This is a genomic window from Desulforhopalus sp. (assembly GCA_030247675.1).
Classification (GTDB): domain Bacteria; phylum Desulfobacterota; class Desulfobulbia; order Desulfobulbales; family Desulfocapsaceae; genus Desulforhopalus_A.
Genome location: JAOTRX010000002.1, coordinates 1,524,988 through 1,548,603, shown reverse-complemented (window position 1 = coordinate 1,548,603; position 23,616 = coordinate 1,524,988). Strand labels below are relative to the sequence as shown.

Annotated in this window: 20 protein-coding genes; 9 read left to right on the top strand and 11 right to left on the bottom strand. The window is 48.8% G+C overall.

Annotated features, from left to right (window positions below; genetic code table 11):
• Positions 1 to 285 precede the first annotated feature (285 nt).
• The 8 genes from lptD to OEL83_06645 all read left to right on the top strand — a co-directional run bounded on the left by lptD (position 286) and on the right by OEL83_06645 (position 10,243).
• A complete protein-coding gene (lptD, locus tag OEL83_06680) occupies positions 286 to 2,619 on the top strand; it encodes an LPS assembly protein LptD (GenBank protein ID MDK9706721.1) in 2,334 nt (777 codons plus the stop codon).
• A 78-nt stretch (positions 2,620 to 2,697) separates the two neighbouring features.
• The gene (locus tag OEL83_06675) at positions 2,698 to 3,660 is read left to right on the top strand and encodes a DHH family phosphoesterase (GenBank protein MDK9706720.1); all 963 of its coding nucleotides are present in this window, start codon (positions 2,698 to 2,700) and stop codon (positions 3,658 to 3,660) included.
• Positions 3,661 to 3,752: 92 nt separating this feature from the next.
• Complete coding sequence (locus OEL83_06670; protein MDK9706719.1) at positions 3,753 to 4,862, top strand: lytic murein transglycosylase; 1,110 nt, start codon at positions 3,753 to 3,755, stop codon at positions 4,860 to 4,862.
• Between the two features lie 13 nt (positions 4,863 to 4,875).
• A complete protein-coding gene (locus OEL83_06665; GenBank protein MDK9706718.1) occupies positions 4,876 to 6,084 on the top strand; it encodes an MltA domain-containing protein in 1,209 nt (402 codons plus the stop codon).
• Positions 6,085 to 6,165: 81 nt separating this feature from the next.
• Positions 6,166 to 6,975, top strand: coding sequence for an SAM-dependent chlorinase/fluorinase (locus OEL83_06660; GenBank protein MDK9706717.1), 810 nt, complete (start codon positions 6,166 to 6,168; stop codon positions 6,973 to 6,975).
• Positions 6,976 to 7,197: 222 nt separating this feature from the next.
• On the top strand, positions 7,198 to 7,902 hold the full coding sequence (locus tag OEL83_06655; protein MDK9706716.1) for a hypothetical protein: 705 nt from the start codon (positions 7,198 to 7,200) through the stop codon (positions 7,900 to 7,902).
• Between the two features lie 17 nt (positions 7,903 to 7,919).
• The gene (locus OEL83_06650; protein ID MDK9706715.1) at positions 7,920 to 9,302 is read left to right on the top strand and encodes a hypothetical protein; all 1,383 of its coding nucleotides are present in this window, start codon (positions 7,920 to 7,922) and stop codon (positions 9,300 to 9,302) included.
• Between the two features lie 155 nt (positions 9,303 to 9,457).
• Entirely contained in the window at positions 9,458 to 10,243 is a 786-nt protein-coding gene (locus OEL83_06645; protein MDK9706714.1) for a hypothetical protein, read from the top strand.
• A gap of 133 nt (positions 10,244 to 10,376) precedes the next feature.
• On the opposite strand, the gene aroA is transcribed toward OEL83_06645, so the two are convergent.
• From aroA to OEL83_06630, 3 genes are all read right to left on the bottom strand, one after another.
• Positions 10,377 to 11,648 carry a 3-phosphoshikimate 1-carboxyvinyltransferase gene (aroA, locus tag OEL83_06640; GenBank protein MDK9706713.1) on the bottom strand — a complete coding sequence of 424 codons (1,272 nt, stop codon included), beginning with the start codon at positions 11,646 to 11,648 and terminating at the stop codon, positions 10,377 to 10,379.
• Positions 11,649 to 11,736: 88 nt separating this feature from the next.
• Complete coding sequence (locus OEL83_06635; GenBank protein MDK9706712.1) at positions 11,737 to 12,672, bottom strand: dihydroorotate dehydrogenase; 936 nt, start codon at positions 12,670 to 12,672, stop codon at positions 11,737 to 11,739.
• Positions 12,669 to 13,457: a dihydroorotate dehydrogenase electron transfer subunit gene (locus tag OEL83_06630; GenBank protein ID MDK9706711.1), complete on the bottom strand. Its 789-nt coding sequence runs from the start codon at positions 13,455 to 13,457 to the stop codon at positions 12,669 to 12,671. The genes OEL83_06635 and OEL83_06630 overlap by 4 nt, the downstream gene beginning before the upstream one ends.
• A 66-nt stretch (positions 13,458 to 13,523) precedes the next feature.
• Between OEL83_06630 and OEL83_06625 the strand changes: the two genes are divergently transcribed.
• Complete coding sequence (locus OEL83_06625) at positions 13,524 to 14,315, top strand: prepilin peptidase (protein ID MDK9706710.1); 792 nt, start codon at positions 13,524 to 13,526, stop codon at positions 14,313 to 14,315.
• 8 nt (positions 14,316 to 14,323) lie between these two features.
• Here the strand turns inward: OEL83_06625 and OEL83_06620 are convergent, their stop codons facing one another.
• From OEL83_06620 to OEL83_06585, 8 genes are all read right to left on the bottom strand, one after another.
• Positions 14,324 to 14,968 carry a hypothetical protein gene (locus OEL83_06620; GenBank protein ID MDK9706709.1) on the bottom strand — a complete coding sequence of 215 codons (645 nt, stop codon included), beginning with the start codon at positions 14,966 to 14,968 and terminating at the stop codon, positions 14,324 to 14,326.
• A 221-nt stretch (positions 14,969 to 15,189) separates the two neighbouring features.
• Positions 15,190 to 16,365, bottom strand: coding sequence for a polysulfide reductase NrfD (nrfD, locus tag OEL83_06615; GenBank protein MDK9706708.1), 1,176 nt, complete (start codon positions 16,363 to 16,365; stop codon positions 15,190 to 15,192).
• Between the two features lie 7 nt (positions 16,366 to 16,372).
• Positions 16,373 to 17,200 carry a 4Fe-4S dicluster domain-containing protein gene (locus OEL83_06610; protein ID MDK9706707.1) on the bottom strand — a complete coding sequence of 276 codons (828 nt, stop codon included), beginning with the start codon at positions 17,198 to 17,200 and terminating at the stop codon, positions 16,373 to 16,375.
• A complete protein-coding gene (gene dsrJ, locus OEL83_06605; GenBank protein ID MDK9706706.1) occupies positions 17,200 to 17,601 on the bottom strand; it encodes a sulfate reduction electron transfer complex DsrMKJOP subunit DsrJ in 402 nt (133 codons plus the stop codon). Before dsrJ ends, OEL83_06610 begins: the two co-directional genes overlap by 1 nt.
• 32 nt (positions 17,602 to 17,633) lie before the next feature.
• Positions 17,634 to 19,184 carry a (Fe-S)-binding protein gene (locus tag OEL83_06600; GenBank protein MDK9706705.1) on the bottom strand — a complete coding sequence of 517 codons (1,551 nt, stop codon included), beginning with the start codon at positions 19,182 to 19,184 and terminating at the stop codon, positions 17,634 to 17,636.
• Positions 19,185 to 19,301: 117 nt separating this feature from the next.
• Complete coding sequence (dsrM, locus tag OEL83_06595) at positions 19,302 to 20,324, bottom strand: sulfate reduction electron transfer complex DsrMKJOP subunit DsrM (GenBank protein ID MDK9706704.1); 1,023 nt, start codon at positions 20,322 to 20,324, stop codon at positions 19,302 to 19,304.
• A gap of 96 nt (positions 20,325 to 20,420) precedes the next feature.
• On the bottom strand, positions 20,421 to 20,948 hold the full coding sequence (locus tag OEL83_06590; GenBank protein ID MDK9706703.1) for an RsbRD N-terminal domain-containing protein: 528 nt from the start codon (positions 20,946 to 20,948) through the stop codon (positions 20,421 to 20,423).
• Positions 20,949 to 21,127: 179 nt separating this feature from the next.
• The gene (locus OEL83_06585) at positions 21,128 to 23,308 is read right to left on the bottom strand and encodes a carboxy terminal-processing peptidase (GenBank protein MDK9706702.1); all 2,181 of its coding nucleotides are present in this window, start codon (positions 23,306 to 23,308) and stop codon (positions 21,128 to 21,130) included.
• Positions 23,309 to 23,616: the final 308 nt, after the last annotated feature.

Below are 23,616 nucleotides of genomic sequence, written 5' to 3'. Positions count from 1 at the left end.
CCCGCACCTGCATAGCTTTCTTCGCTTTTCTCTAATTATATGGGAAAGATGTTTGATGCTGCCAACTGGTTGATCCTTGACTTTAACCTTGACAGTGCCGGCTGAGAACCGTACATTTCGCCAATTGGTCTAGTATAATCTCTCCGATCGGCATCAGGCTTTTCGTTTATCGTCAGGCTTTGGTGCAGCGGTGAATTTCCATAAGGATCTGCTATGTTGCAATTCTCTTCGGTAAGCCGAAAAGTTACGTCAAACGCAACACATCTTTCTCCAAAGGAGTCTATCGTGTCCCTCCGCCCACCCCGGTTTTCTGGTCTGCGTTTAGTTTTTTTCCTGCTCTCTCTCCAACTGATAAACGTTGCACCTCAAGATGTTTATGGCGAGAAGGTTACTACGGAAAAGTGGAATATTGCCGCAGACAAGGTCACCCGTTATGAAAATCCGAACAGCATAGTCGCCCAGGGTAATGTCGTCCTCGAAAAGAATGAAAAAGTCGTCGCAAAGCCGAAAAAGGCCTTAAATACCACCGCTTGGGCGGAACTTCTGGAAGAGGAGGTCAAACCACCGGAAGCTACTGCCGGTCAGGTCGAAAAAAGCAATGTCCCGGAATTCAAAACGACGGTTACCATTAAGGCTGACTGGATAGTCTATGACGTAGATCTTGAATCGATAAAGGCCAAGGGCAATGTTCGAATAATCACCAAGGACGAGCAGCTCTTTGCCAAAGAGGTCTCTCTCAACCTCGCGCAAGAAACCGGAAAGTTCACGGACGCCACCATTCTGCGCAACGAACTGTCTCTGCATCTGGAAGGAAAAACCATTGAAAAAACGGGGTACGACACCTACCGGATCGACGACGGCTGGGTAATAACCTGTAAACTGGAGAAGGGTGAGACTCCCCCCTGGAGCTTTGCCAGCGCCAGCACAGAGATCACCCAGGGTGGCTATGCAATTATGAAGCATGCCCGCTTCAACATCAAGGACGTACCGATCTTATACTCCCCCTACCTGATCTTGCCGGCAAAGAATACCCGCCAAAGCGGCCTGCTTTACCCCTATATTTCCTCTTCAAGCATCAACGGGCTCGGTCTCAATCTGCCATTTTTTCTCGACATTTCCGACTCGGCCGACATGACATTCTTTCCCGAATACTATTCCAACCGCGGCTTTATGCCGGGGGCGGAGTTTCGCTACGTCGCCAGTACCACCGATAAAGGCATGTTCACAGCCAGCTTTCTCAAAGACAGCCTTTCTGACTTTTCCGAAACAGAATATTATCATGATACCGGCGCATCCCACGATAATAGCGACAGATACTGGATCCGCGGTAAAGCCAACCATGTTTTTGGCGATGGCTGGCAATCCCGTCTTGATTTGGATATCGTCTCCGACCAAGATTATCTGACAGAATTCAACACAGGCGTTACCGGTTATAAAAAGACCTACGATAACTATCTCGAAACCTTTGGCCGCAGCTTCCAGAACCAGACCGAAACGCAACGCCAGAATTCATTTAAAACTCTTCGGAGTTACAAGGGCATGTCCCTTGAAACAAATCTCCTGGCAATCAATCACGCCAACACCAATGCCAGCGATACCGACACTCCCCTTTGGAAATTGCCAAGCGTTGCTTTTTCCGGGGCATTACCGGTTTGGGACACCAATTTTTCTTTTGATTGGAATTCTACCTATGTCAATTACTGGCGTGAGGATGGTGTAGGCGGGCACCGGCTCGATCTCCATCCGTCCATATCCGCCCCCATCCCCATCAGTCCATATCTGGAGACCCTGGCGGAATTTTCCCTGCGCGACACCCTTTATTACGTCGAAACATACGGCGATGCTGAATGGGACGAGGATGATACCCAAAACAGGTTCTTACCCGAATATAAGGTAGAGGTAGCCACCACCCTCGAACGCGATTTCGCAACCGGTGAGGGTGCAATGGATGGTTTTAATCACCAAATTCGACCCTTCGTCAAATACGGCCGGATACCGGGTGTTGATCAAACGCGTTTTCCACAGTTTGACTCAGTAGACCAGGTTGATGTCAAAAATGCCTTCACCTACGGCATGGACAACTTCTTCAACTCGCTGGCAGCCAAAAATTCCATCAAAAACACGGTATGGGATTATGCTTCTCTCCGCGTTGAGCAGTCCTATGATCTGCGCCAGAATCCATCAGAGGAACCATTTTTGCCTATTACCGCAAAACTTGGCTGGGCACCGGTCAATCATGCAAGAATTTCTTACAAAACAGCGTATGACGTCTATGAAGACGATTTCACCACCCACACCCTCGGTGGCAGCTATAGAAATAGTCGTGGAGATATTTTTGGCCTTGATTACAGTTACAAAGAAAAAACCTCAACAATGACCAGCGACATTGAACAGCTGAACGCAATTTTCCGTGCACCGATTATAAGCAGCTGGATTGCCGGGGCGGAGGTGCAACATTCCTTCTCTCAGGACGAGACTATTAAAGCTAACGGCTCCCTCACCTATCAGGCCCCCTGCTGGTCGGTCACTTTTGAAACGCAATATACACCCACGGATACGGCCTTTGTCATGCTGTTCAATTTAGCAAATATTGGCACCCCTCTGGGAGTTGGTCTTTAATGTATTCCTAGCCTCTGACCCGGCACTTGACAGGTTTTGAAAGCGGGAAGTGGTGGTGGAAGAGGAGACCTCCGGTTCATGCACTATGATATCTTCAACGGCGATGCTGATGGGATTTTTTCTCTCCATCAGTTTCGCTTGAGCACCCCATTCCCTGAGGCTCAGCTGATAACCGGCGTGAAAAGAGATATTTGCCTGCTGGCGCAGCTTGAGAATTTGTGTGGGTGTGTCCTCACCGTCTTCGACATCTCTCTCGACAGTAACCGTTTGTCATTGCTAAAAATTCTCCACGGCGGCAACGAGGTCACCTACTTCGACCATCATTACGCCGGTGATCCGATCAGCGGTCCGGGCTTACACACCCACATCGATCCCAGCCCAGCGACATGCACCTCTCTCGTCGTCGACAAGGTCTTCCATCACCAACATGGTCTATGGGCAATATGTGGCGCCTTTGGCGACAACCTCCTTGACCAGGCGTTAAATTTAGCAAAATCTTTTCGCCTCAGTGACCAACAGACTGAGCAATTGCGTGAACTGGGTGAACTGTTCAATTATAATGGTTACGGATCCACCCTGGAAGATCTCCACTTCCATCCCCAAGAGCTTTATGAAGCAATCCGGCCATACACAGACCCCTTTGACTACCTTGCCAATACTCAACAGGTGAACACCTTGCGAGTTGCATACCAGACCGATATTGCCCTGGCCATGCAACAGGAAGAATTGACCACAATAGGCATCAACAGAGTATACCATCTGCCGAATGCATCTTGGGCTCGTCGCGCCGTGGGCGTCTTTTCCAATCGAAAAGCGCGAGAATTGCCGGCCGCCGCCCATGCCATTATCACAGACAATCCCGACGGAACTCTGCGAATCAGTGTGCGAGCCCCACTTGCGGACCCACACCATGCGGACACCTTATGCAAACTCTATCCGACCGGCGGCGGCCGCTCAGCAGCAGCTGGAATCAACATACTGCCCAAAGACCTGCTCGACCAGTTTCTCAAATCGTTTCATTCTTTTTATTCCCGACAATGAGCAATCGCTACTTTATACCGCAAGGGCATAAGTTTCGTTTGAACAGAGCAGCTGTTCAACTCAGCTTTATACCGCAAGGGCATAAGTTTCGTTTGAACAGACCAGCTGTTCAACTCAACTTTATCTTCCTGGCTGAAACAGCCCTTTTTGCCGGTCAGCACCTCATGTATGCACTGGCGGGCCTCCTGGTGTGTTTTCTCCTCGGGATCTCGTTTCCAAATACCATTTCAGCTGCACAATCTGATCAGCAGGCTGCCGATCTGGTTACCGAGAATCAGCCGATCGATATTACCAACCCCCAATATCTTGACCTCTTCCGAGAGCTACAAGAGCAATACCATTTCCCAGAACCCCAGCTGCAACAGCTCTTTGCCAAGCTCCATATCGATCGGAAGGTTCTGCAGCTTATGGATCGCCAGGGAGAGGCCAAGCCCTATCATCAATACCGTTCCCTTTTCATTTCACCCATGACCATTGCCATAGGCAAGCAGAACCTGGCTATACACCAGCGCCTCTTTGATCGCATCGAGGAGCGATATCAAGTTGACAGGGAAGCCATCGTGGCCATTTGGTCGATTGAATCGAGGTTTGGCACCAGTCAAGGCAATTTTAGTCTCTTCCAAACTCTCAACACCCTCTTTGCCGCATACCCGCGTAGATCTGCTTTTTATCGCAAAGAACTGATCAACTTTCTCATTCTTTGCCGAGACAACGGTTTTGACCCTTGGAGCATCAAAGGCTCCTATGCCGGTGCCTTTGGCCAGGCACAATTCATGCCATCCAGTTTCAACACGTACGCCGTCGATTTCGATGGTGATCAGCGCCCCGACATTGTCAATTCACTCCCCGACATCTTTGCTTCTATTGCTCATTATCTTAAAGAATTCGGATGGATATTCCACACCCCCCTTTATGCCGAATTAGGCCGTGAATTGCGTTCCGACATGCTCATCCAGGCATATACCGAGGGAAGAAAAGGACGAGTTGATTGGCGCCGGCTGGCAAAGATACAAGACGTATCACTTCCCCAATCGCCAGGAGACATGCCGCTTTCCATCGTGGGTCTTGAACTAGCACCGCAGGATGGAAGCGGAATGCGCTATATTGCGGGATATCCAAACATGCACGCAATCAACGAATACAACCACAGCAGCAAATACGCCATGGCCGTCGCTGAGATGGCCGAGTCGCTGAAAAACTGAGGGTGCTTGAGCTATGGCCCAAAGGATACACCCTGGCCTTGTCATCCTCCTCGCGCTGCTTGTCATCTCTTTGTGTGTTCTCGCCTACCTGTATCTCAGCAACGAGCCCTACCAGCCACTCCATGGTCTTCATCCGAAGGATTTTCCCTCCTTTGTCGATGATATGGATCGAAGCTCACTGATAGACTGTACACGCCGTCACCTCTCGTACCTGCAAAAACAGGATCCGGAGAGGATTGTCTCATTTGGCACCGATTCCTACAGCATTGCCTGGCTCCTTCATTCCACTGACAATTTTTTAAAGAAGCTTGAAGAAGACCCTTCAGAAAAAGAACTGAGACGTTTTCTCGCGGACAACTATCTCGTGTACCAAGTAGGCGGCCGGAAGGGGCAGGGGCGCCGGCAAATGCTGGTAACCGGCTATTACGAACCGGTTTTTGAAGGAAACCTGACAAAACAGCCGCCTTTTCTCACACCGATTTATACGCTCCCGCCTTCGCTGGTTAATAACTCTGAAAAAAAGGGCGAAAAGCATGCCGGCCGCTTGAACCAAAACGAGCCAAGTACCGCATATTGGAGCCGTCGGGAGATCGAAACCAACCCTGGATTACTAAGTGGCTATGAACTCGCCTTCCTGAAAGACCCCGTCGACGCCTTCCTCCTGCATATCCAGGGCTCGGGAAGGATACGCTTTCCCGACTCTTCGGTTCGTACCGTCCGCTTTGCGGGGACAAACGGCCTTGAATATAAAAGCATTGGCAAGCTGCTGGTTGATGAGAAACGAATCCCGCTGGATGAGATCACTATTCCGGTAATACGAGCCTATTTGCTTTCGCACCCGGAACAGCAGCAACGCATCCTGCATCACAACCCCCGCTTTGTTTTCTTTTCCTGGGGAAACGAGCGTGGCCCCAAAGGAAGCTATGGAATTGAACTCAGCCCTGGCCGCTCTATCGCCGTCGATGATACGGCCCTGCCATGCGGTTCTTTTGGTTACCTGGTGTCGCGGATACCAAAGGAAGGAGCAGACGGAAGGGTTAAAGAGTGGCTCGCCATAACAAGATTTGTTTTCCCCCAGGATTCCGGTGCAGCCATCAAAGGAACCGGTCGAGTTGACATCTTTCTAGGGCATGGGGAAGCTGCCGAGTTTGCCGCCAATCACCTGAAAGAAAAGGGCAGTCTCTATTTCCTGGTGGAAAAACCTCCCCAAAGTACTCAATAGCTCTGTCTTGCCCCATTCCATCAACAGCAGAAGGTCCAGTTTGTTCCCACCCCTTGGCCTTGCCAATTTTTTGGAGTATTTATGAGCAATATCAACCATCCACCCATTGTCACCCTGCTCACCGATTTCGGCATGCAGGATGAATATGCTGCGGTCATCAAGGGTGTAATCTTGCGACATGCCCCAACCGCTCGCCTTGTCGATATCTCCCACCTCATCCCCCCTCAGTCTGTAACAACCGCATCGCATCTGCTTGCCCGAACCTATAGCTATTTTCCGTCCCATACGATTCACCTGGTGATTGTCGACCCCGGAGTTGGTACCAGCCGTGCGATTCTCGCTGTTGCCGCCGATTCTCACTACTTTGTCGGACCGGATAATGGTGTTTTCACCCCGGTTTTCGAGCATGCCAATACACTGACAGTCTACCGGATCAACCCTTCTCAACTTTTTCATAAGACCTGCAGTTCAACCTTTCAAGGCCGGGATATCATGGCCCCAGTGGCCGGGCAGCTCGCCGCAGGTCTCGATATTTGCCGGATTGGAGAAAAAATCGACCCGAGAGACTGCCTATTTCTTGAGAAATCATCCTGTAGACGCGAAGGCAAGACCCTGCTCGGTGAAATCATTCATGTCGATACCTTCGGCAACCTGTGCACCAATATCAAAAGGCAGGATGTGGAAGAGTTCTCCAAAGGCTGCGATATTGCCATTTATATCACCACAGACCTGAGTGTTCCTTTGGCGACAACATATTCCGATTTTGCCAAAGGGACGTTCTTGGCTCTTTTTGACAGCCACGATCACCTGGAGATAGCAGCGAATCACGGCAACGCCGCGCAAAAATTGCACATAGGCACCGGCGCTCCGATTACCCTTTCCCGCCGATGAAATCACCCGCTTGGCCTGCTCTGTTATTCTCTTCAACCAAAGAAAAAATTGAAATTTTCTTCTCAATGGCTAAACTTAAGACAATATAAGCTGGTAGAAACCTGCCCCTGGCTGCCAACCGTATCAATGCTTGCTCACGGTCGAGGGAGGTTTTTGGCACTATCTGCCGTCCGGCAATCCTACTCAATGTACATTCATTCCGAGGTAAGGAGGAATGCCATTATGCATTGCAAACTGAGGCTTTTTCTCCTTGGCGTTTTGATTGTAGTTCTTGCCCCATGTGCCGCTTTTTCCTTTTCTTTTTCCGAAGAAGAGCAAAAAGATGCCATCAGCGAAATGCCCCGACCAGGACATTCTCTTGCCTCCTTGCGTTGCCCAAAGTCCCTGAAATCTGGAAAGATTGCCACGATGATCGGCGAGACCCATCGCGACCAGCGCACCGGCATCGATGGGTTTTACGGATCGTTCATGACCCCGGACACCCCCGACTGGGGCAGGCGGGGCAGCACCAACAAGTCGATATACGGCAACCTTGTTGATACCCTCAACAGCGGCTTCCAACAGCTCGGCCTGAAAACCTATACAACTGCCGAAATCAACGCCCAAATCGCCAGGGTGGAACAGGAAGCGGTCCTTAATAACAATATCGCCGCTGCTGTGTCTGCGGCCGACCGGCTCAGTGCCGATTTCATGCTGAAGGGGATCATTGCCACCCATAGCCAAATCAATAAGGTTGTCAATATTGACGAGGTCTTCGTAACTATTACCCTCTCACTTGTTGATCGCAACGGCACCCAGATATCAACCGCCGAAATCAGTGAAACAACCTTCTCCGACGCCGACGTTCTCGCTACCATCCAAAAACTCGTTAAGAAACAATCACGGGAGATTACCTATCAGCTCTTCAAAGACTACTGTAATAGATAAGGGAGAAATTTGATCAGATGAATACCAGAACCTGCTTTTTCGCTCACCGCATGTTCCATGCGCTTTTTCTGCTCCTTGCAGTGGCGCTGACCTTCACCCCCACTCCGGGAAGTGCTATTGAAAAAGCGGATACCCTCATTGTCACCGCCGAGGGACTGGCCGACCCGAATGCCGAGATGTATAAAAAAGACAAGGGTCTGATGGCTGACGACCTGCGTCGGGATGCCCAGCGCCAGGCAGTGGAGAAAGCCGTCGGTGTCTACGTGGAAAGCAATACCCTGGTGGAAAACTACCTTCTTATTGAAGACAGGGTCCTTTCAAAAACCAAAGGATTGATCAAGCAGATCCACGAACAATCGGAACCCAGACTTGGCGAAGATGGTCTGATGCACATGCAGATCAAGGCTGAAGTGTATATCAGTGAAGTAAAAACAGCCCTGCAGAGCCTTTCCAAGGAGCGAAAACTGAGCCTCATCAAGGAACACGGCAACCCAACAATCTCGGTTGCCGTCATCGTTCGCGACGCGAAAAGAAGCTCCGACGATATCCCCGAAAATTCCGCAATCGCCGAAAACATTCTCAAAGAACATTTTGTTAATTTCGGCTATCGGGTCTGGTCCGAGGCATATACCCAACTGCTCAATCAGGACGCCGGTGCGACGAAGACCAACCGCCGGGTGGCCGACTTCTCGGTCATCGGTGAGGCAAAATTCAAGCAAACATCAATTACCTTGAAGGCCTCCGGCATTCAAGTCACCAAGCATGTTCTGACCTCCTGGACCGTTAAATGCCTCAACAACCATACCGGAGAGGAGATCTATTTTAACAACAAAGTCCCCAAGAACAAGGCCTGGGCGGATGAAGATCAGGCATTGGAAGACATCGGCAAACTCATTGGCGAGGAGTTTTCGAAAGACTTTTTCGAATCCCAATTGCTGAAACCATCCCAAAGGTACCAGATTCAGCTTACCGGTCTACCCGACTACGATACCGCCATGCTCTTCAAAGATGAATTTGTCGGCCTTCGCAACATCCTCAATGCCGAGTTAATCAATTTTGAGTCAAACGGCCTGAGCCAGTTTGAAGTGGAATGTACAACCAGCAGCAAGGCCTTTGCTCAGGTCGTCAACTCCACTATCCTGAAGCCCTTAAATGCCAAGTTGAATGGCCCGGAACTGAAGCTGGTTTCTCAGCATGGCAATGTAGTACGAATTGCCATTGATTCCGGTACGCAACCTGGATCGATACAGCGGGCGATCCAAAATAGTCCACCGGCTTCACTTGCCACTGCCTCTCCGGAGCGTGTCAATAAACTGATTCAGGATAAGGATCTCCGTGAAAAGGTCGACCGGATGCATAGCGAGCTGGGTGATGGTCGATCCGGCGGAATGAAAAATTAATTCCCACAGCGAGGACTAGACCTTACATAAACATCTCTTACCAACAGGAACACATGGATTGGTGAAACACTCAAATTTTTGAGGATTTTGCAGTAAAACAAAAAAGAAACTTAATATATGTTTGTATTTGTTTAAATATTCAGGAGGAAAGGTATATGAAAAATCTCTATTTCGTTCTTATCTCCCTCACCCTTCTCAACTCTGCCGTCTTTCTTTCCGGTTGTGTTCCAACCAGTACCGGAGCCGGGGGGGCAGCATCGCAACGGGCCAACCAGGTTGCTGACGACAACATGTACCGACCGGTGGAATACGCAAACGCCGGGAAGAAAGGCCCAACCGTTATAGTCTTGCCGGGAAGCATTAAGAGCAGCAGTGCAACCTTCACCCAAAAAGTAACGCCGAACAACATTGCCGATTTTGCCGAAATTGAGCTGAGTAATGCCAATTTCAAAGTGCTGGAGCGATCCGATTTAGGGCCGATGCTCAAGGAGATCGAACTGGCTGTCAATATGGGCTCACCCGATGCTCTCAAGAAGTTTAAGAAAGGAAAGTTCGCCTCGACAAAGTGGTTTATCAAGTTTGATATCCTCAAGGCCGAGGAAGTTGCTGAAGCCGGCCAGGGCTTTGATGGAAATGCCGTAGGTTCAATCTTTGGCACTGTTGTAGGCGGCAAGGCCGGGGCCATCGGCGACACAGCCATCTCTTCTGCACGAGCAAGCGAGCGTGCCGCGGTATGGCTGGTCGGTCTTCGCTACAAAATAATCGATGCCTCCACCTCCGAGCAGGTTTCCACCAGCTATGTGGAAACAAAGATGGAGACGGGCAGGAAGGCTCAGGCCCTGCTGGGAATGTCTGGCCATGCCTCACAGCTCGTCACTCTCGACACGGTGGTTCAGCGTTTGGTGCAAGAGGCCGTTGTCAAGATCGACAGGCAAAAATAGACGAGTAGCCACTCCAGGCACTATCTCCCCTGCCATTCTATTCTATCGACAATCGCTTGCAGAAAAAACCGGTTATAGGCGTTCAGCACCTGATAACCGGTTAATGTTTCTATGAAAAGGTTTATGCCTACTGCTATTTACCAGCCAACAGTGCGAACCGCTGCCAAAAGTCCGGGAAAGATTTGCCAACGCAATCCTCGCCGGTAATTTTCACTCCTGGTATACGAAGTCCGGCGACTGCAAAACACATCGCCATTCGGTGGTCGGAATAGGTGTGGATCTCGGCGCCTCGCAAATTCCGTCCACCATCACCATGAATAATCATCGACGACTCCCGTTCCTCAACATTCACTCCGAGTTTGGTAAGTTCAGTAACCACCGCCGCAAGGCGGTCACATTCCTTAATACGCAGGTGGGCAATATTGTTGAGCACTGTCGTCCCATGGGCAAAGGCTGCGACAACCGCCAGTGTCGGAGCGACATCCGGCATATCCCCCATATCCACGGTAATTCCTTCAAGCCGCTCTGCACCCTGAAGAGTTATGGCATCGCCGGTTTTAACAATCTCGCAGCCCATACGGCCGAGCAATGGCGCCAATAATGCGTCGCCCTGCAACGACGGTACGGGAACATTGGTAACAGTCACCCGGCCGCCGGTTATTGCCGCCGCCGCCCAGAAATACGAGGCATTGGAGGCATCCCCTTCAATTCTGTACTCCCGTGCCTTGTAACAACCCTGAGGCACGGAAAATGAGCTGAAATCGCGGGCACATTCAACCCGAATACCAAAATCCGCCATTACCGCCAGGGTCATTGTAATGTACGGTTTGGAGTAAATCTTCCCCTCTACCTCAAGAACCGCTGGTTTTTTGGCATATGGGGCAACCAGCAACAGAGAAGACAAATATTGGCTGCTTTTACCTTCGGGCAGGATGGTTTTTCCACCTTTCAATCCGTGACCATTGATGAACAGCGGTGGACAACCGGTGCCTCGCACCGATGAGATGTCGACTCCCCAACCTTGCAGTGCCGAAATTAATGGTCCGATAGGTCTTTGGTGCATTCGGCTGTCACCATCAATGGTATATTGAGTAGAGCCAAGAGATGCCACCGAGGTAAGAAAACGAGTGGCTGTCCCATTATTTCCTAAATAAATCGGCTCCTTTGAAGGTTGTATCACCCCACCATTGCCGACCACCCGCCAATCAGTACCCGTCTTGATTTCAGCCCCCAGCTGCTGCAAGGCCTGGGAGGAATACGCAGTGTCATCACTTTCTAAGGGGCCAATGAGCCTGCTCTCTCCGTCTGCCAAGGCGGCAGCGATAAGGGCTCTCTGGGTGAGGCTTTTTGAGCCGGGCACTTCCAGGGAAGCGTCAACCTTGCCAATGGGTCGGATTTCTATCATATAATTCTCACGACTGAATAGTTGATCGATTGGAGTAATCGACTAGATTTTTAAGCCCGTAGCGGTTTCCCAGGGGATATCGGACTGGTCAATCGACCCGCAATCCGCCAATGATCGACCTGATAGAAGGTAGTTTTTCAGCTTTGGCATATGCGTAGATCCCTTCAACGACATCCTCACTGGCCCTTGGGTTGACAAAATTGGCGGTGCCAATCTGCACTGCAGTGGCTCCGGCAAGCATGAATTCCAAGGCATCCTCCGCAGTCTCAATACCGCCAATACCGATGACCGGCACAGACACTACCTTGGCGACCTGATACACCATCCGCAAAGCCACCGGCTTGATTGCCGGACCGGATAATCCTCCGATTATATTAGCCAATGCCGGACGGCGCGTCGATACATCAATGGCCATGCCAATCAGGGTATTGATCAAGGAGATGGCATCAGCCCCCGCATCCGCAACCGCCTTTGCAATGACAGTAATATCAGAAACATTTGGCGAAAGCTTGACCATTACCGGCACATCGGCCTTGCTCTTCACTGCCGCGGTGACCGCTGCGGCCATGGCCGGATCGGTACCAAAGGCTACACCGCCTTTCTTAACATTCGGGCAGGAAATATTCACCTCAATCCCGGCAACCCCAGGGACACCCACCAGCCGACTGGTAATTTCTTCGTACTCAGTAAGGGAATCTCCAAGGATATTGACAATCACCGGCACATTCAGTCCCGCAAGATATTTCATCTTTTCGCTGATAAATCGGGCAACCCCGACATTTTGCAGACCGATAGCATTGAGCATCCCGCAGGAGGTCTCGACAATTCTCGGCGGCGGATTGCCATTGCGGGGATGCAGGGATATCCCCTTAACGATCACTGCCCCGAGACGCTGTAAATTCATCAAGCCCTCGAACTCCCTGGCATAGCCGAAGGTCCCCGAAGCGGTCATCACCGGATTGGCAATTTCAAGCGACCCAATATTGACACGCAAATCAGGAAGGGTATCATCTTGTGGAATCATATATTCCATTGTAATTCCTCCGCGTCATATACTGGGCCGTTCAGGCAGACATGGGTATAGGTTCCATCTTTTGCAACACGAGTACAGCCTAGACATGCCCCCATTCCACACGCCATGACGCTTTCCACGGAAACCTGACAGGGGAGTTTTAACGATCTGGCAATCTTGCTCACCCCCGCCAGCATCGGCTCAGGCCCACATGCATAGACCGTACACCCGGCAGGCAAAACTGCAGATTGCATGATCTGAGTGACAAATCCGTGATGTCCAAGAGTTCCATCATCGGTTGCGGTGAAAATCTTTATCCCAATCTGCTGAAAATCTCCTAATATCGGTTCTATTTCCATTTTTTCCCGTGCCCCGAGCAGGATCAAATCTTCACAGCAGTTTTTCTTTACCCGGCAATATTCTTTCGCTAAAAAGAGCAAGGGAGCAATCCCCAGGCCCCCGCCGATGATAACCGCCGGGGCCAATTTGTTAATGCGAAATCCTCTGCCCAAGGGGCCCAGGACGGATATCTCTTGATGAACTCGTACCTGAGATAAAAGCTCGGTTCCCCTCCCCACCACCTTGAAGAAAACTTGTAATCTTCCCTCACCGGTAGTCTGATGTATAGAAAAGGGTCGGCGAAGCAGTGGATCATTGCCCTTTCCTGCCTTGATCATGACAAATTGGCCAGGTGTGGCGCAGCCGGATATCTGCGGACAATCAAGGGTGAGCCGGAAGTTTTTATTGGCAAACTGTTCAACTTTAGCAACAATTGCTTTTTCCTGGTATTGTGACATAAACACCTATACAATTGACTGAATTTTAATCTGTTATTTCAATTTTTAGCCTTCAAACACGTCACCATGATCGCCGAAAGTCCCATCCTTATTATTTCAGCCCTCTTTGGCGCTGTTATCGGTAGTTTTCTCAACGTTGTCATCCTGCGACTTCCAGATCCGGAACAGTCTATTGTATTCCCGGCATCGCATTGTCCTCGCTGCAGCTCTCCTCTGCATTGGTATGAAAACATACCAATTTTCAGCTATCTTGTGTTACGCGGGCGATGTGGCCATTGTAAGGCGCCAATATCTTGGCAGTATCCGCTGGTGGAACTCTTGATGGCGGTAATAGCAACAGCCCTCGTGGCAAAATTTCATTTCTCTGTTGCCACTCTTGGCTATTTTCTTTTTGCCGCTTCCCTACTGGTCATAATCTTCATCGATATCAGGTTGCAAATTATTCCCGATATAATCAGCTTGCCCGGCATAGTTGTCGGTTTTGCCTTTTCTCTGGTGAGTAACACAGTCACCTGGCAAGATTCCCTTATCGGCCTTCTTTTGGGTGGTGGAGTATTGTATGCAATAGCCCTATTGTATGCAATTCTCAGAAAAATCGATGGAATGGGCGGTGGCGATATCAAACTGCTTGCCATGATTGGGGCTTGGCTCGGCTGGCAATCCCTACCATTCGTTATTTTATTCAGTTCGTTAACCGGTTCAATTATCGGTATTCTTGCCATGACCGTACAAAAAAAAGGTGGGCAAACCCGTATTCCTTTTGGGCCATTCCTTTCAGTTGCCGCTCTTGGCTATTTATTTTTCTTTGAGGAAATTCAAACCATTTACACTCTGTATCTGGAAGGACAGTGGCCATGATGATCATTCTAGCCAAGCCAACCACCGATTAGCTTTTCCCCCAAATCCTTACCCTTTGCCATGGCTTCAAGCCCCTGCTGCTTGCTATGACCATATCCTGAATAGTGCCTTCTAAACCATGAATTCTCCCGCCCAACAACCTTACCTCTGAGCTGAAGAAGCAATCCAATAAATCGCCAAGGTTCTTTCCCCGGGTGCATGAAGACAATCGGTTCAGCAACCTTAGCTCCACAGGCCTTAAGACGCCTCTGAACATTCCAAAAGTGCAACTGCCAGTATGATCTGCAGGATATGAAGGGTACAACTCTTTTTCCCTGGCAGACTTCTTGCCCATAGCGATCAAGAAAATCAAGCATAGGCCCGCAAGGATGATACGACCAGGTCGGACCAGCCAGAATAATGCAGTCCCAATTTCCAAAGCATTCTTTGGTTACAGGTCTGATGGGCATTCTTTTCAGGAAGAAGGTCGTTACCATGGCGATTGCGAGCCTTATGTTGGATCTAAAAGGAAATTCATAGGGATTTACAGGTTCCAGCCTTTCTTGGCTTACCGTCACACCGGTACTTTCCAAGCCCGCGATGAATTTCTTGAGCAGTATCTTGGTTTGCTGGGTGTATGAATAGTAAATTATAAGTATACGTTTTTCTGCCAAGTTAAGCCCTTGCACCTATATATTGAAGAGTTGGTGAATATCTCCTTGAAGAGGTATCAACCGGCAAAAACTTCTAATAAAGCCGATCTGCTTGTTAAGAACGCAGGGGCTTCTACAAGCAGCTTTCTACAACTAAGTTCTCGATCCATAATCTTTAACAAAAAAAAAGGCCTCCGACAAGTCGGAGGCCCTGTAAGCCATTTATAAAATGGCGAAGAAAACTACCCTTCTACTTCGTGTTCAACCTTTACGGCGATTTTATAGAGAACTGTTACCAAAAGAAACCCTGTAGCCCAGATTCCCAGGGTAATTCCTATCTCATTGGCAGTGGGAATATATTCCACAACCTCATCTAGCGGATTGACTGCTAATCCACCCATGACGAACCCTAGACCCTTATCAAGCCACAGGGCGATGAAGATCAAGGCACAGCCAATCCCTATGAAGAAATCAGTGGACCAGTTGGCAATCTTCATGTAGGCAAACAGACCAAGACCACCAAAGCAAAAAACCACCGAAGTCCACATGAAAGGCACTAGATTATTGTACACGTGGCCATGATGCTCAAGACCAAAAAAGAGATACTCAAGGGCATGCTTATGGCCAGGGATGTTTGAGTAATAACCAACAAAGAATTCAAGACATACAAAGAATGCGTTAATGAGAGCCGCATACATAATGATCGTCGTCAATTTGTTGATAGCTTCCTTGCCAACATCAAAATGAGCAATCCGTTTCATGATGAGACAGGCAATAACAATCAGAGCTGGCCCTGCGGCAAAGGCTGATGCAAGAAACCTTGGCGCGGTAATTGCCGACAGCCAAAAATGACGACCAGGCAGACCGCAGTAGAGCATGGCGGTAACTGTGTGGATTGAAACAGCAAATGGAATTGAAATATACACAAAGATGTATACCCACTTCGGCGGTTTCACCTGCTTACGTTCAGCCGTTAGGATGACCCAACCGCAGATGACATTTAGCCCAAGATATCCGAGCAAAACCACCATGTCCCAAAAGAGCATGGAGTTCGGGGTTGGATGAAAGATCATATTCAGCCCACGCAGGGGCTGTCCAATATCAGCCATGATGAACATAAGGCACATGACGATGGAGGAAATCGCCAGGAATTCGCCAAGTATGGTCATCCTGCCGAACGCTTTGTAGTTGTGAATATAGTAGGGGAGAACCAACATCAACCCTCCCGCCGCAACACCAACAAGAAAAGTAAACTGGGAAATGTACAAGCCCCATGACAAGTCACGGCCCATACCTGTCAAATGCATACCAAAGAGAAATTGTCTGAGATAACAAATTCCTCCCACCGCAATGAATGCGCTCAAAAATGCCAGCCACATCCAGTAGGCAGGGTTTCCTTTTAACGCTTTTTCGATCATGACATCCTCACACTATGTAAAAGACTGACGGTTTGGTTCCATAGGCCGCTTGCCTCTGGATGGTATGCTCCTTGTCAAGAATACGGCGAATTTCTGAGTTAGGATCATTAAGATCCCCAAAGATTATCGCACCAGCTTCCTTGACTGCCTCTACACACGCGGGTTCTTTGCCAAGTGCCAGACGTTCCCCACAAAAGTTGCATTTTTCAACAACACCGCGCATACGAGCAGGGAAATCAGGATTCAACTCTTCGATAAAAGGTAGCGGATCCATCCAGTTGAAACTCCTCGCTCCATAAGGACAACCCATCATACAAAACCGGCAGCCAATACAGCGATGGAAATCCATTGCCACGATGCCCGTCTTTTTGTCGACAAAGGTTGCCTTCGTCGGACAAACACGAACACATGGTGGCTCCGCACAGTGGTTACAGAGAACTAAGAAATCGTTATTACGTGTAGTATACGATGCATTGCTGGTCGACTGATCAGTGAAAGCGTTGGCGAATGGGGTTTTCCATATCCACTTGATCTCACTTTTCTTATTGTCAATCTTCGGAATATTATGCGCTTTGTTGCAAGCCTGAGTTGCCTTGTCAAGCAGTTCAGGATGTCCATAGAGCTTGCGCATGTCGATTAAAAGGCCAAGCTTTACTCCCTTTGGAGCAGTGTCATCCCCGTGGCCACCAGCTGCAGCGGCTTGGGCAGAGGCTTGATTCTTGGCTGCCGAGGCTACAGCTGGCGATCCAGTCAAATTGACCACAACCGGGGCACTGATCCCGGCCAAGGCAGTTGCTCCGGCAATTTTCAGAAATTTTCTTCTTTGCTTATCCATTAGTTTGTCTCCTTCTTTGCCGCCAACACACTCGGGGTCAAATGACAATCCCAGCAGAAGGGTTTTACAGAGGTGTAAACATGACAAGTGTCACAAAACTTCTCCTTATTGGTATGACATGCCATACAAGCCGTCTGCAGTCCCTTGCGATATTCCACGCCACCAACTTTTACCGCAACGCGATTGCCGTCACGAAGGACATCATCGCGCCATTCATTGAGGAGCACCATATGATTGGCACGCATCTCGGCAGCAGGTGCGACACATTCCTTTTGCCCCCCAGGCGGCAGCTCTACTTTAGGTACCGTGCTTGCCTTCGAGAACGCATTGAACCAGAGCGGGAAGGTTATCAACAGGACGAAAATGATTAGTCCAGGTATTATTGTTCCTTTATTGTACATTACCGTTACTCCTATGTTCTGTTCAGGATTTTCTATAGCATGGTACGGAGGCCTTCATCAAGCTCACCGCGGGTTTCGCCTTCTTGAACAAGCGCATTGGCAACCAACTCACTCAATCCACAGACTCCAACCCCAGGATTCCAGTAGTTCATGAGGGAAGTCAGCGTAGCCCGGTCGATCGCGCAGACACAAGACAGCATGTTCACTCCATGCTTTTCCTGAACATATTTCACTGCATTGGCTCGCGGCAATCCTGAACGCATTCTCAGCTCCATAATCTCGTCGGTATTGAGACCGGTACCGGAACCACAACAGAAAGTCTGCTCTCGAATGGTATTTTCCGGCATCTCCACCCAATCAACAACATGATCAAGAATATAACGAGGCTCATCCAACAGTCCCATTGCTCGGGAGGTGTTACATGAATCGTGGAATGTTGCCTTAACGTGGCTATTGCGGCTTTTGTCAAGTTTCAATTTGCCATTCTTGATGAGATCAGCAGTAAACTCACTTATGTGTACCATTTTGGACGATGCGGCATTGCTAAATACGGTACCAGTAATGGGCGATTTTGGTACTTCAAGGAAGTCTGCAGGACCATTCATGGTATCCATATACTGATGCACGACACGCCACATATGCCCACACTCACCACCTATGATGTATTTCACCCCTAAACGTTTCGCTTCGGCGTACATCTTGGCATTGAGTTTCTTCATGGTCTCATTATTTGTGAAGAGACCAAAGTTGCCACCCTCAGAGGCATAGGTTGACCAGGTATAATCAAGGCCAATCGCCTCAAATAGGATCAAATAGCCCATCGCTGTATATAAACCCGGTTCTGCGAAAACGTCGGCGGACGGAGTGATAAACAGGACCTCGGCACCCTTTCGGTTAAAAGAGATATTTGGCCTAATCCCAGTCAGGTTTTCAACATCATCAACAAGGAACTCAACGTTATCCTTGAAAGTATGTGGTTGCAACCCCATGTGGTTACCGGTACGGTTTGAATTTGAGGCCGGTTCAAGAATCCAGTTAATACCCACACCCACCAGATGCAATAATTCGCGAAGCATCATGGTCACCTCTGCGGTGTCTATACCGTATGGGCAAAAAACCGAGCACCGTCTACATTCTGTGCATTGGTACGAGTACATGAACCATTCTTTTAAAACGGCCGCAGTCATCTCTCTGGCACCAGCCATCTTGCCTAAAATTTTGCCGGCTAGAGTAAATTCATTGCGATATACCGATCTCAGGAGTTCAGCCCGAAGTACCGGCATATTTTTTGGATCACCTGTTCCAAGAAAGAAGTGACACTTGTCGGCGCATGCACCACACCGGACACAGCAATCCATAAAGATTTTCAAAGAACGGAATTTATCAAGCCTCTCCTTAAGTCCTCTGATGATGATATCTTGCCACCCATCTTGCAATTTCCAATCATCATCCTCAGGAGACCACTCCCTGGCATTTGGGAAAGACAAGCCGGATTGGCTGTTAAGATATTCCACCTTCTCTTTTTTGGCAGGGTAGGCGTAATTCCCGGATTTAAAGACTACCGGGATGTCCATCCACTCCATGGTAGGTATCGCTCCTGTCGCCAAGGATGGTCCCTGCACTACGCTTTTCGATAATTGTTGTAATTTTGGAACTGCCATCGTAACTATTCCTCTTAAGCTAGTATTGGGTCAATAACGTTATTTTTCATCCTTTGCCGGAGAAAGCTCCTTTTCAACCGGAATCCCTGCATCCACCATAAACTCGCGGAATTCATCCTCATAACCTGCATAGGAATGAGGGGTAATCTTTGGATTCCAGGGATTCAGATGACGCACCGCCCGGCTGTTATTCTTAAGATTCCTCGTTGGGCTAAGAAACACACCGGCGAAATGCATGAGCTTGCTGAAGGGGAAGTATGCAAGCAATATGCACACCAAGAAAACATGGATGTAGAATATAGAGCCGATTTTAGCACCAATAGTCGGAGACAGTGACACCAAACCAACGGTCAGTTGTTTGATGTTAACGATGTCTATGTCGGTACGCAGGACAAATCTCATGAGAATGCCGGTTACCGCGACGGCAAATATCAGCACCAGCGGGAAGTAATCATTCATCAGGGAGATGTAGCGGACATGGCGAGTAATCAATCGCCTGCTGAACAGGAGAAGACAACCGGCAACCAGACCGACATCGCTCATGTACCAGGTAGGTGCACCAACCTCGAAAATGCCATCAATGAATTCCCACCAGCCGATCCAGGCCGGTACCGGATCGAGGAAAAGGCGCATATGGCGAACAACGATCGACAGAAACGAATAATGGAAAATCAGGGCAAAAACCCAAAGCCATTTGGATGACTCGTAGGTAATATGCGGTCCTTCATGTATCTCCGACTTGGTGTTTCTGAAGAGAGAGCGAAAGGTCACTATCTCCAGAAACATTCTGGCCACGACTTCGGCAGTCGTAAAGGGGGCCTCTAGCCTGTCATGCTTGATAAAATCTAATGATTTCCCTTGTCCGCAGGTAGTCTGTATCGGAAATGGTACCGGGGATTTCGCCCACTGCACCACCTTGTAGACACAGCCGCCAAGGAAGATCATTATGGCCAGATACGGCAGGGCGACACCGAACAGATAGGGCATCCCGGGTATCTGAGATCCGAGCCAAGCAATCAGAACCAACGCAATGACTGCCAGGAATGAGAAGGCGTACTTCATTTCTTACCTCGCTTCAATTGAACTGTTTTGGAATCCACACAAATCAAACAGAGCCGGCTGTTTCATGCATGGAAACCAGTTAAAATACCATTATCCTCATTTTAAAACTTTTGTATTATCTTCAGACAGCAGCTTTGATGGACACCTGCTATCTGTTAATATATGGCTCCCTGACTTGATCTCGGCAATGCGCACCTTATACAAACGTTCCCGGCACTGCATGTAAATATCAAACGCTGCAAGCATGGCAAGATCGATTGCAAATTCAAAATCATACAGCTCCTGCACCAGGTGACGTCGCTCCTTGTCAGCGGTAAAGACCTCTCTGGTTATATGCTTCAATGCATTGAGCGGCGCCACCGCCTGTGACGGCGAAAAATCCTGAACCGAGCGAATGCTCATTATCTGCTCTAATGGCGCAAAAAATTCTTTCGAATCGGCCCCTTTGACCAAAAGGGGAAAGAGCCTGCCAAAGGCCTCTCGGATATTTCCACCGACTGGATTGGCAAATTTATCACGCTCCTTGATGAAGAAACCTGACGAACCATAGGTTGACAATGTATACTCTACCCATTTGTCTATGATTTTTTCCTTGTGGTTCCGAAAACCTTCAGCAAGATCCATGCAAATACAACCTATAATTAAGGAGTTAGTGTTTAGTTTATGGTCGATTATCAACGAAAAAATAGATGAATGACCATTCACAAATTGACATCTCTAGCACCTTTTCCCCTCTTTTTCAACAATATTTTCAAACTCATCCAGGAGTGAAAAAGGCTGTAAAGAGAGGGTCCCCAGACGTTTTACAACCGCGGCACATGGCTAATATCGCCGACTATGTTGACCGCCTCGCGGATGTACGGATCCTCCTTAACATTTTTCAACCAGATTTCTTTTGGATCACCCTTTTCATCTTCAGGCTCGTCGAATTCGCCCCCCTCGCCCTGCTCTTCTCGATATTTGCGATAATGGGTCCCGATCTTTTCCCGCACCAGCCGCGATTCCTGTCGCTGATTGCGCATATCGGCAAGATCAATTGGCATAACACTATGCTCGGCACGATAGGCGGCCTTGACAGCCTCTTCCTCTATGGTTTTCAGTCCCTCATCTTTTTCGCCCCGCTCCTTGCTTAACTTGCGAAGTTGCTCCAAATCAAAGGATTTGTCACTCCAAGGGGTAAAATGTATTGGCTCGATGGCGTCCCACGGCAAAGAATAATCCAGATATCGCTCTCCTGATTTGATATGCTCGAAAAGATTGGGTAAAAAGATGTCCGGTTCGACTCCTTTGTATTGGGTGGAACTTCCGTTAACCCGGTAGAACTTTTGGATCATCACCTTCAATACCCCAAGGTCCTCATACTTTCCGAGGTGAAGAAGGGGGATGTTCTCGTTCAGGTCAATAATCGTCTGAACTGTTCCCTTGCCGTGGGTGTGCTTGCTACCAACAACAACCGCTCGCTTATAATCCTGAAGCGCAGCTGCAACAATCTCCGAAGCCGATGCTGAAAACTTGTTTACCAACACCACCAAAGGTCCATCGTAATACTCTTTTTCGTCGGTATCGCTCAGCACCCGCTTGTCGCCAAAGCTGTTCTTAACCTGGACAATTGGGCCTGATTTAATAAAAAGCCCTGCTATATCAACGGCATCAACCAAGGCCCCGCCACCGTCGTCGCGCAAGTCCAAAACGATACCGTCGACGTTCTCTTTCTTAAGAGAAACGATCTCCTTTAGGGTATCATCAGTTGAATTACGACCCTTCGAGCCGTTGCGAGTGCCCTCAAAATCACGGTAGAAACTCGGAATAAAAATGTATCCGGTTTTTCCTCCGCCCGGCGACTCTATAATTGTGCTTTTGACAAACGTTTCTTCTATTTGCACTACGTCACGAACAATTCGTACAACCTGGGTACTGCCATCGACCTTTTTTACCGTCAACGAAACAGCCTTCCCCTTCGGTCCTCGAATGAGCCGAACAGCATCGCGCAGTCGCATGTCGGAAATGTCCACCGGTTCTTCCTTTTCCTGTGCGACCTGAAGAATGATATCCTCCGCTTTCAGGGTACCCTGCCGCGCCGAGGCACTGCCGGGAATTATACGAACCACCTTTATAAAGCCATCATCTTCCCGGAGCAGCGCGCCTATACCTTCAAGGCTCCCGCGCATACTTATATCAAATTGCTCCTTGCCAGCTGGGGGGATATAGTTGGTGTGTGGGTCAAAGGCTCGAGCTACACAGTTGAAGAATCGATCGTAATGATCCTGCAGGGTTTCCTGACGAAGCCGGAGGAAAAAGGTCTTGTTTCGTTTGCTGACTTTATTTAACGCTTCCTGCCATAGCTCTTCTTCGCTCTTCTTTTTCCCTGCCTTGTCTTTGTCCTTAGGCTTCGCCTGTTCCTCTTCGAGATCAAGAAATTGGGAGATCACCTGGGCCTTGATCAGCTTTCGCCAACGATCACTTAATTCTTTAATATCCTGAGCAAAATCGATCTTCTCAGGATCGGTTTCGTAGGATTCCTTTTTCTGAACATCAAAACTTCCAACCGTCACGACCCCAACTCCAGCGGAGATCTTCACCGTATTGCTAGCGAGCATGGAATCGACTGTCTTCTGCACCAAATCAATTTTCTCGTTAATTATGTCATATCCGGTGTCTGGCAGGGTAATGCGACCATTGGCAAGATTGTCATCTATGTACGGGGCAAAAGCAGACAGTTGCTCGACATCCTTTTTGAGAAGAAAGCGCTTCTGATAATCCAGTTGCTTGATATAGAGATGAAAAGCGGCCTTAGCCAATTCGTCATTGACCTCTTTGTCGCTAAAGTGGAGAGCCGGCAATTGCTTGTTGAGCAAATAGCCAATAAACCGGTTTCGCTTTTGGTCTACTTTCCCAGCTTCGGTTGAAGCGGCGTACGACCCTGCGGAAAAAGCGAGAAAACAAAGTACCAATTGGAAAACAATACAATTGCGAATAATTTTCATAAACATATAACAGAGGAGTTCGGCAGCTGGATAGAGACTATTTTTTGTTCCACAAGTGATAACAGAACAACCAAACAAATACCATGACAAACACGTACGAATTGTAAAATTACCGTGGGAAGATGACATTTTCTGCCTGATCACTCGGAACGTGTGGACGTCTCCGAACACCATTTCTCGGGAATCTGTGTGCACGCCGTCCACCCATAGCTCTTCAACATCGCCCCATTGGTAACACCCAGGGCTTTATTTTGTGGGAAGAAAACCGCCAATTCCGCCACGACCGGATGATACAGACTTGGTTGTGG

What these genes read in the sequence shown, in the direction of transcription:
- OEL83_06675 (MDK9706720.1), top strand. Translation starts at nt 2,698, where the DNA reads ATGCACTATGATATCTTCAACGGCGATGCTGATGGGATTTTTTCTCTC.
- OEL83_06665 (MDK9706718.1), top strand. Translation starts at nt 4,876, where the DNA reads ATGGCCCAAAGGATACACCCTGGCCTTGTCATCCTCCTCGCGCTGCTT.
- OEL83_06660 (MDK9706717.1), top strand. Translation starts at nt 6,166, where the DNA reads ATGAGCAATATCAACCATCCACCCATTGTCACCCTGCTCACCGATTTC.
- OEL83_06655 (MDK9706716.1), top strand. Translation starts at nt 7,198, where the DNA reads ATGCATTGCAAACTGAGGCTTTTTCTCCTTGGCGTTTTGATTGTAGTT.
- OEL83_06650 (MDK9706715.1), top strand. Translation starts at nt 7,920, where the DNA reads ATGAATACCAGAACCTGCTTTTTCGCTCACCGCATGTTCCATGCGCTT.
- OEL83_06645 (MDK9706714.1), top strand. Translation starts at nt 9,458, where the DNA reads ATGAAAAATCTCTATTTCGTTCTTATCTCCCTCACCCTTCTCAACTCT.
- aroA (MDK9706713.1), bottom strand. Translation starts at nt 11,648, where the DNA reads ATGATAGAAATCCGACCCATTGGCAAGGTTGACGCTTCCCTGGAAGTG.
- OEL83_06635 (MDK9706712.1), bottom strand. Translation starts at nt 12,672, where the DNA reads ATGATTCCACAAGATGATACCCTTCCTGATTTGCGTGTCAATATTGGG.
- OEL83_06630 (MDK9706711.1), bottom strand. Translation starts at nt 13,457, where the DNA reads ATGTCACAATACCAGGAAAAAGCAATTGTTGCTAAAGTTGAACAGTTT.
- OEL83_06625 (MDK9706710.1), top strand. Translation starts at nt 13,524, where the DNA reads ATGATCGCCGAAAGTCCCATCCTTATTATTTCAGCCCTCTTTGGCGCT.
- nrfD (MDK9706708.1), bottom strand. Translation starts at nt 16,365, where the DNA reads ATGATCGAAAAAGCGTTAAAAGGAAACCCTGCCTACTGGATGTGGCTG.
- OEL83_06610 (MDK9706707.1), bottom strand. Translation starts at nt 17,200, where the DNA reads ATGGATAAGCAAAGAAGAAAATTTCTGAAAATTGCCGGAGCAACTGCC.
- dsrJ (MDK9706706.1), bottom strand. Translation starts at nt 17,601, where the DNA reads ATGTACAATAAAGGAACAATAATACCTGGACTAATCATTTTCGTCCTG.
- OEL83_06600 (MDK9706705.1), bottom strand. Translation starts at nt 19,184, where the DNA reads ATGGAGTGGATGGACATCCCGGTAGTCTTTAAATCCGGGAATTACGCC.
- dsrM (MDK9706704.1), bottom strand. Translation starts at nt 20,324, where the DNA reads ATGAAGTACGCCTTCTCATTCCTGGCAGTCATTGCGTTGGTTCTGATT.
- OEL83_06590 (MDK9706703.1), bottom strand. Translation starts at nt 20,948, where the DNA reads ATGGATCTTGCTGAAGGTTTTCGGAACCACAAGGAAAAAATCATAGAC.
- OEL83_06585 (MDK9706702.1), bottom strand. Translation starts at nt 23,308, where the DNA reads ATGAAAATTATTCGCAATTGTATTGTTTTCCAATTGGTACTTTGTTTT.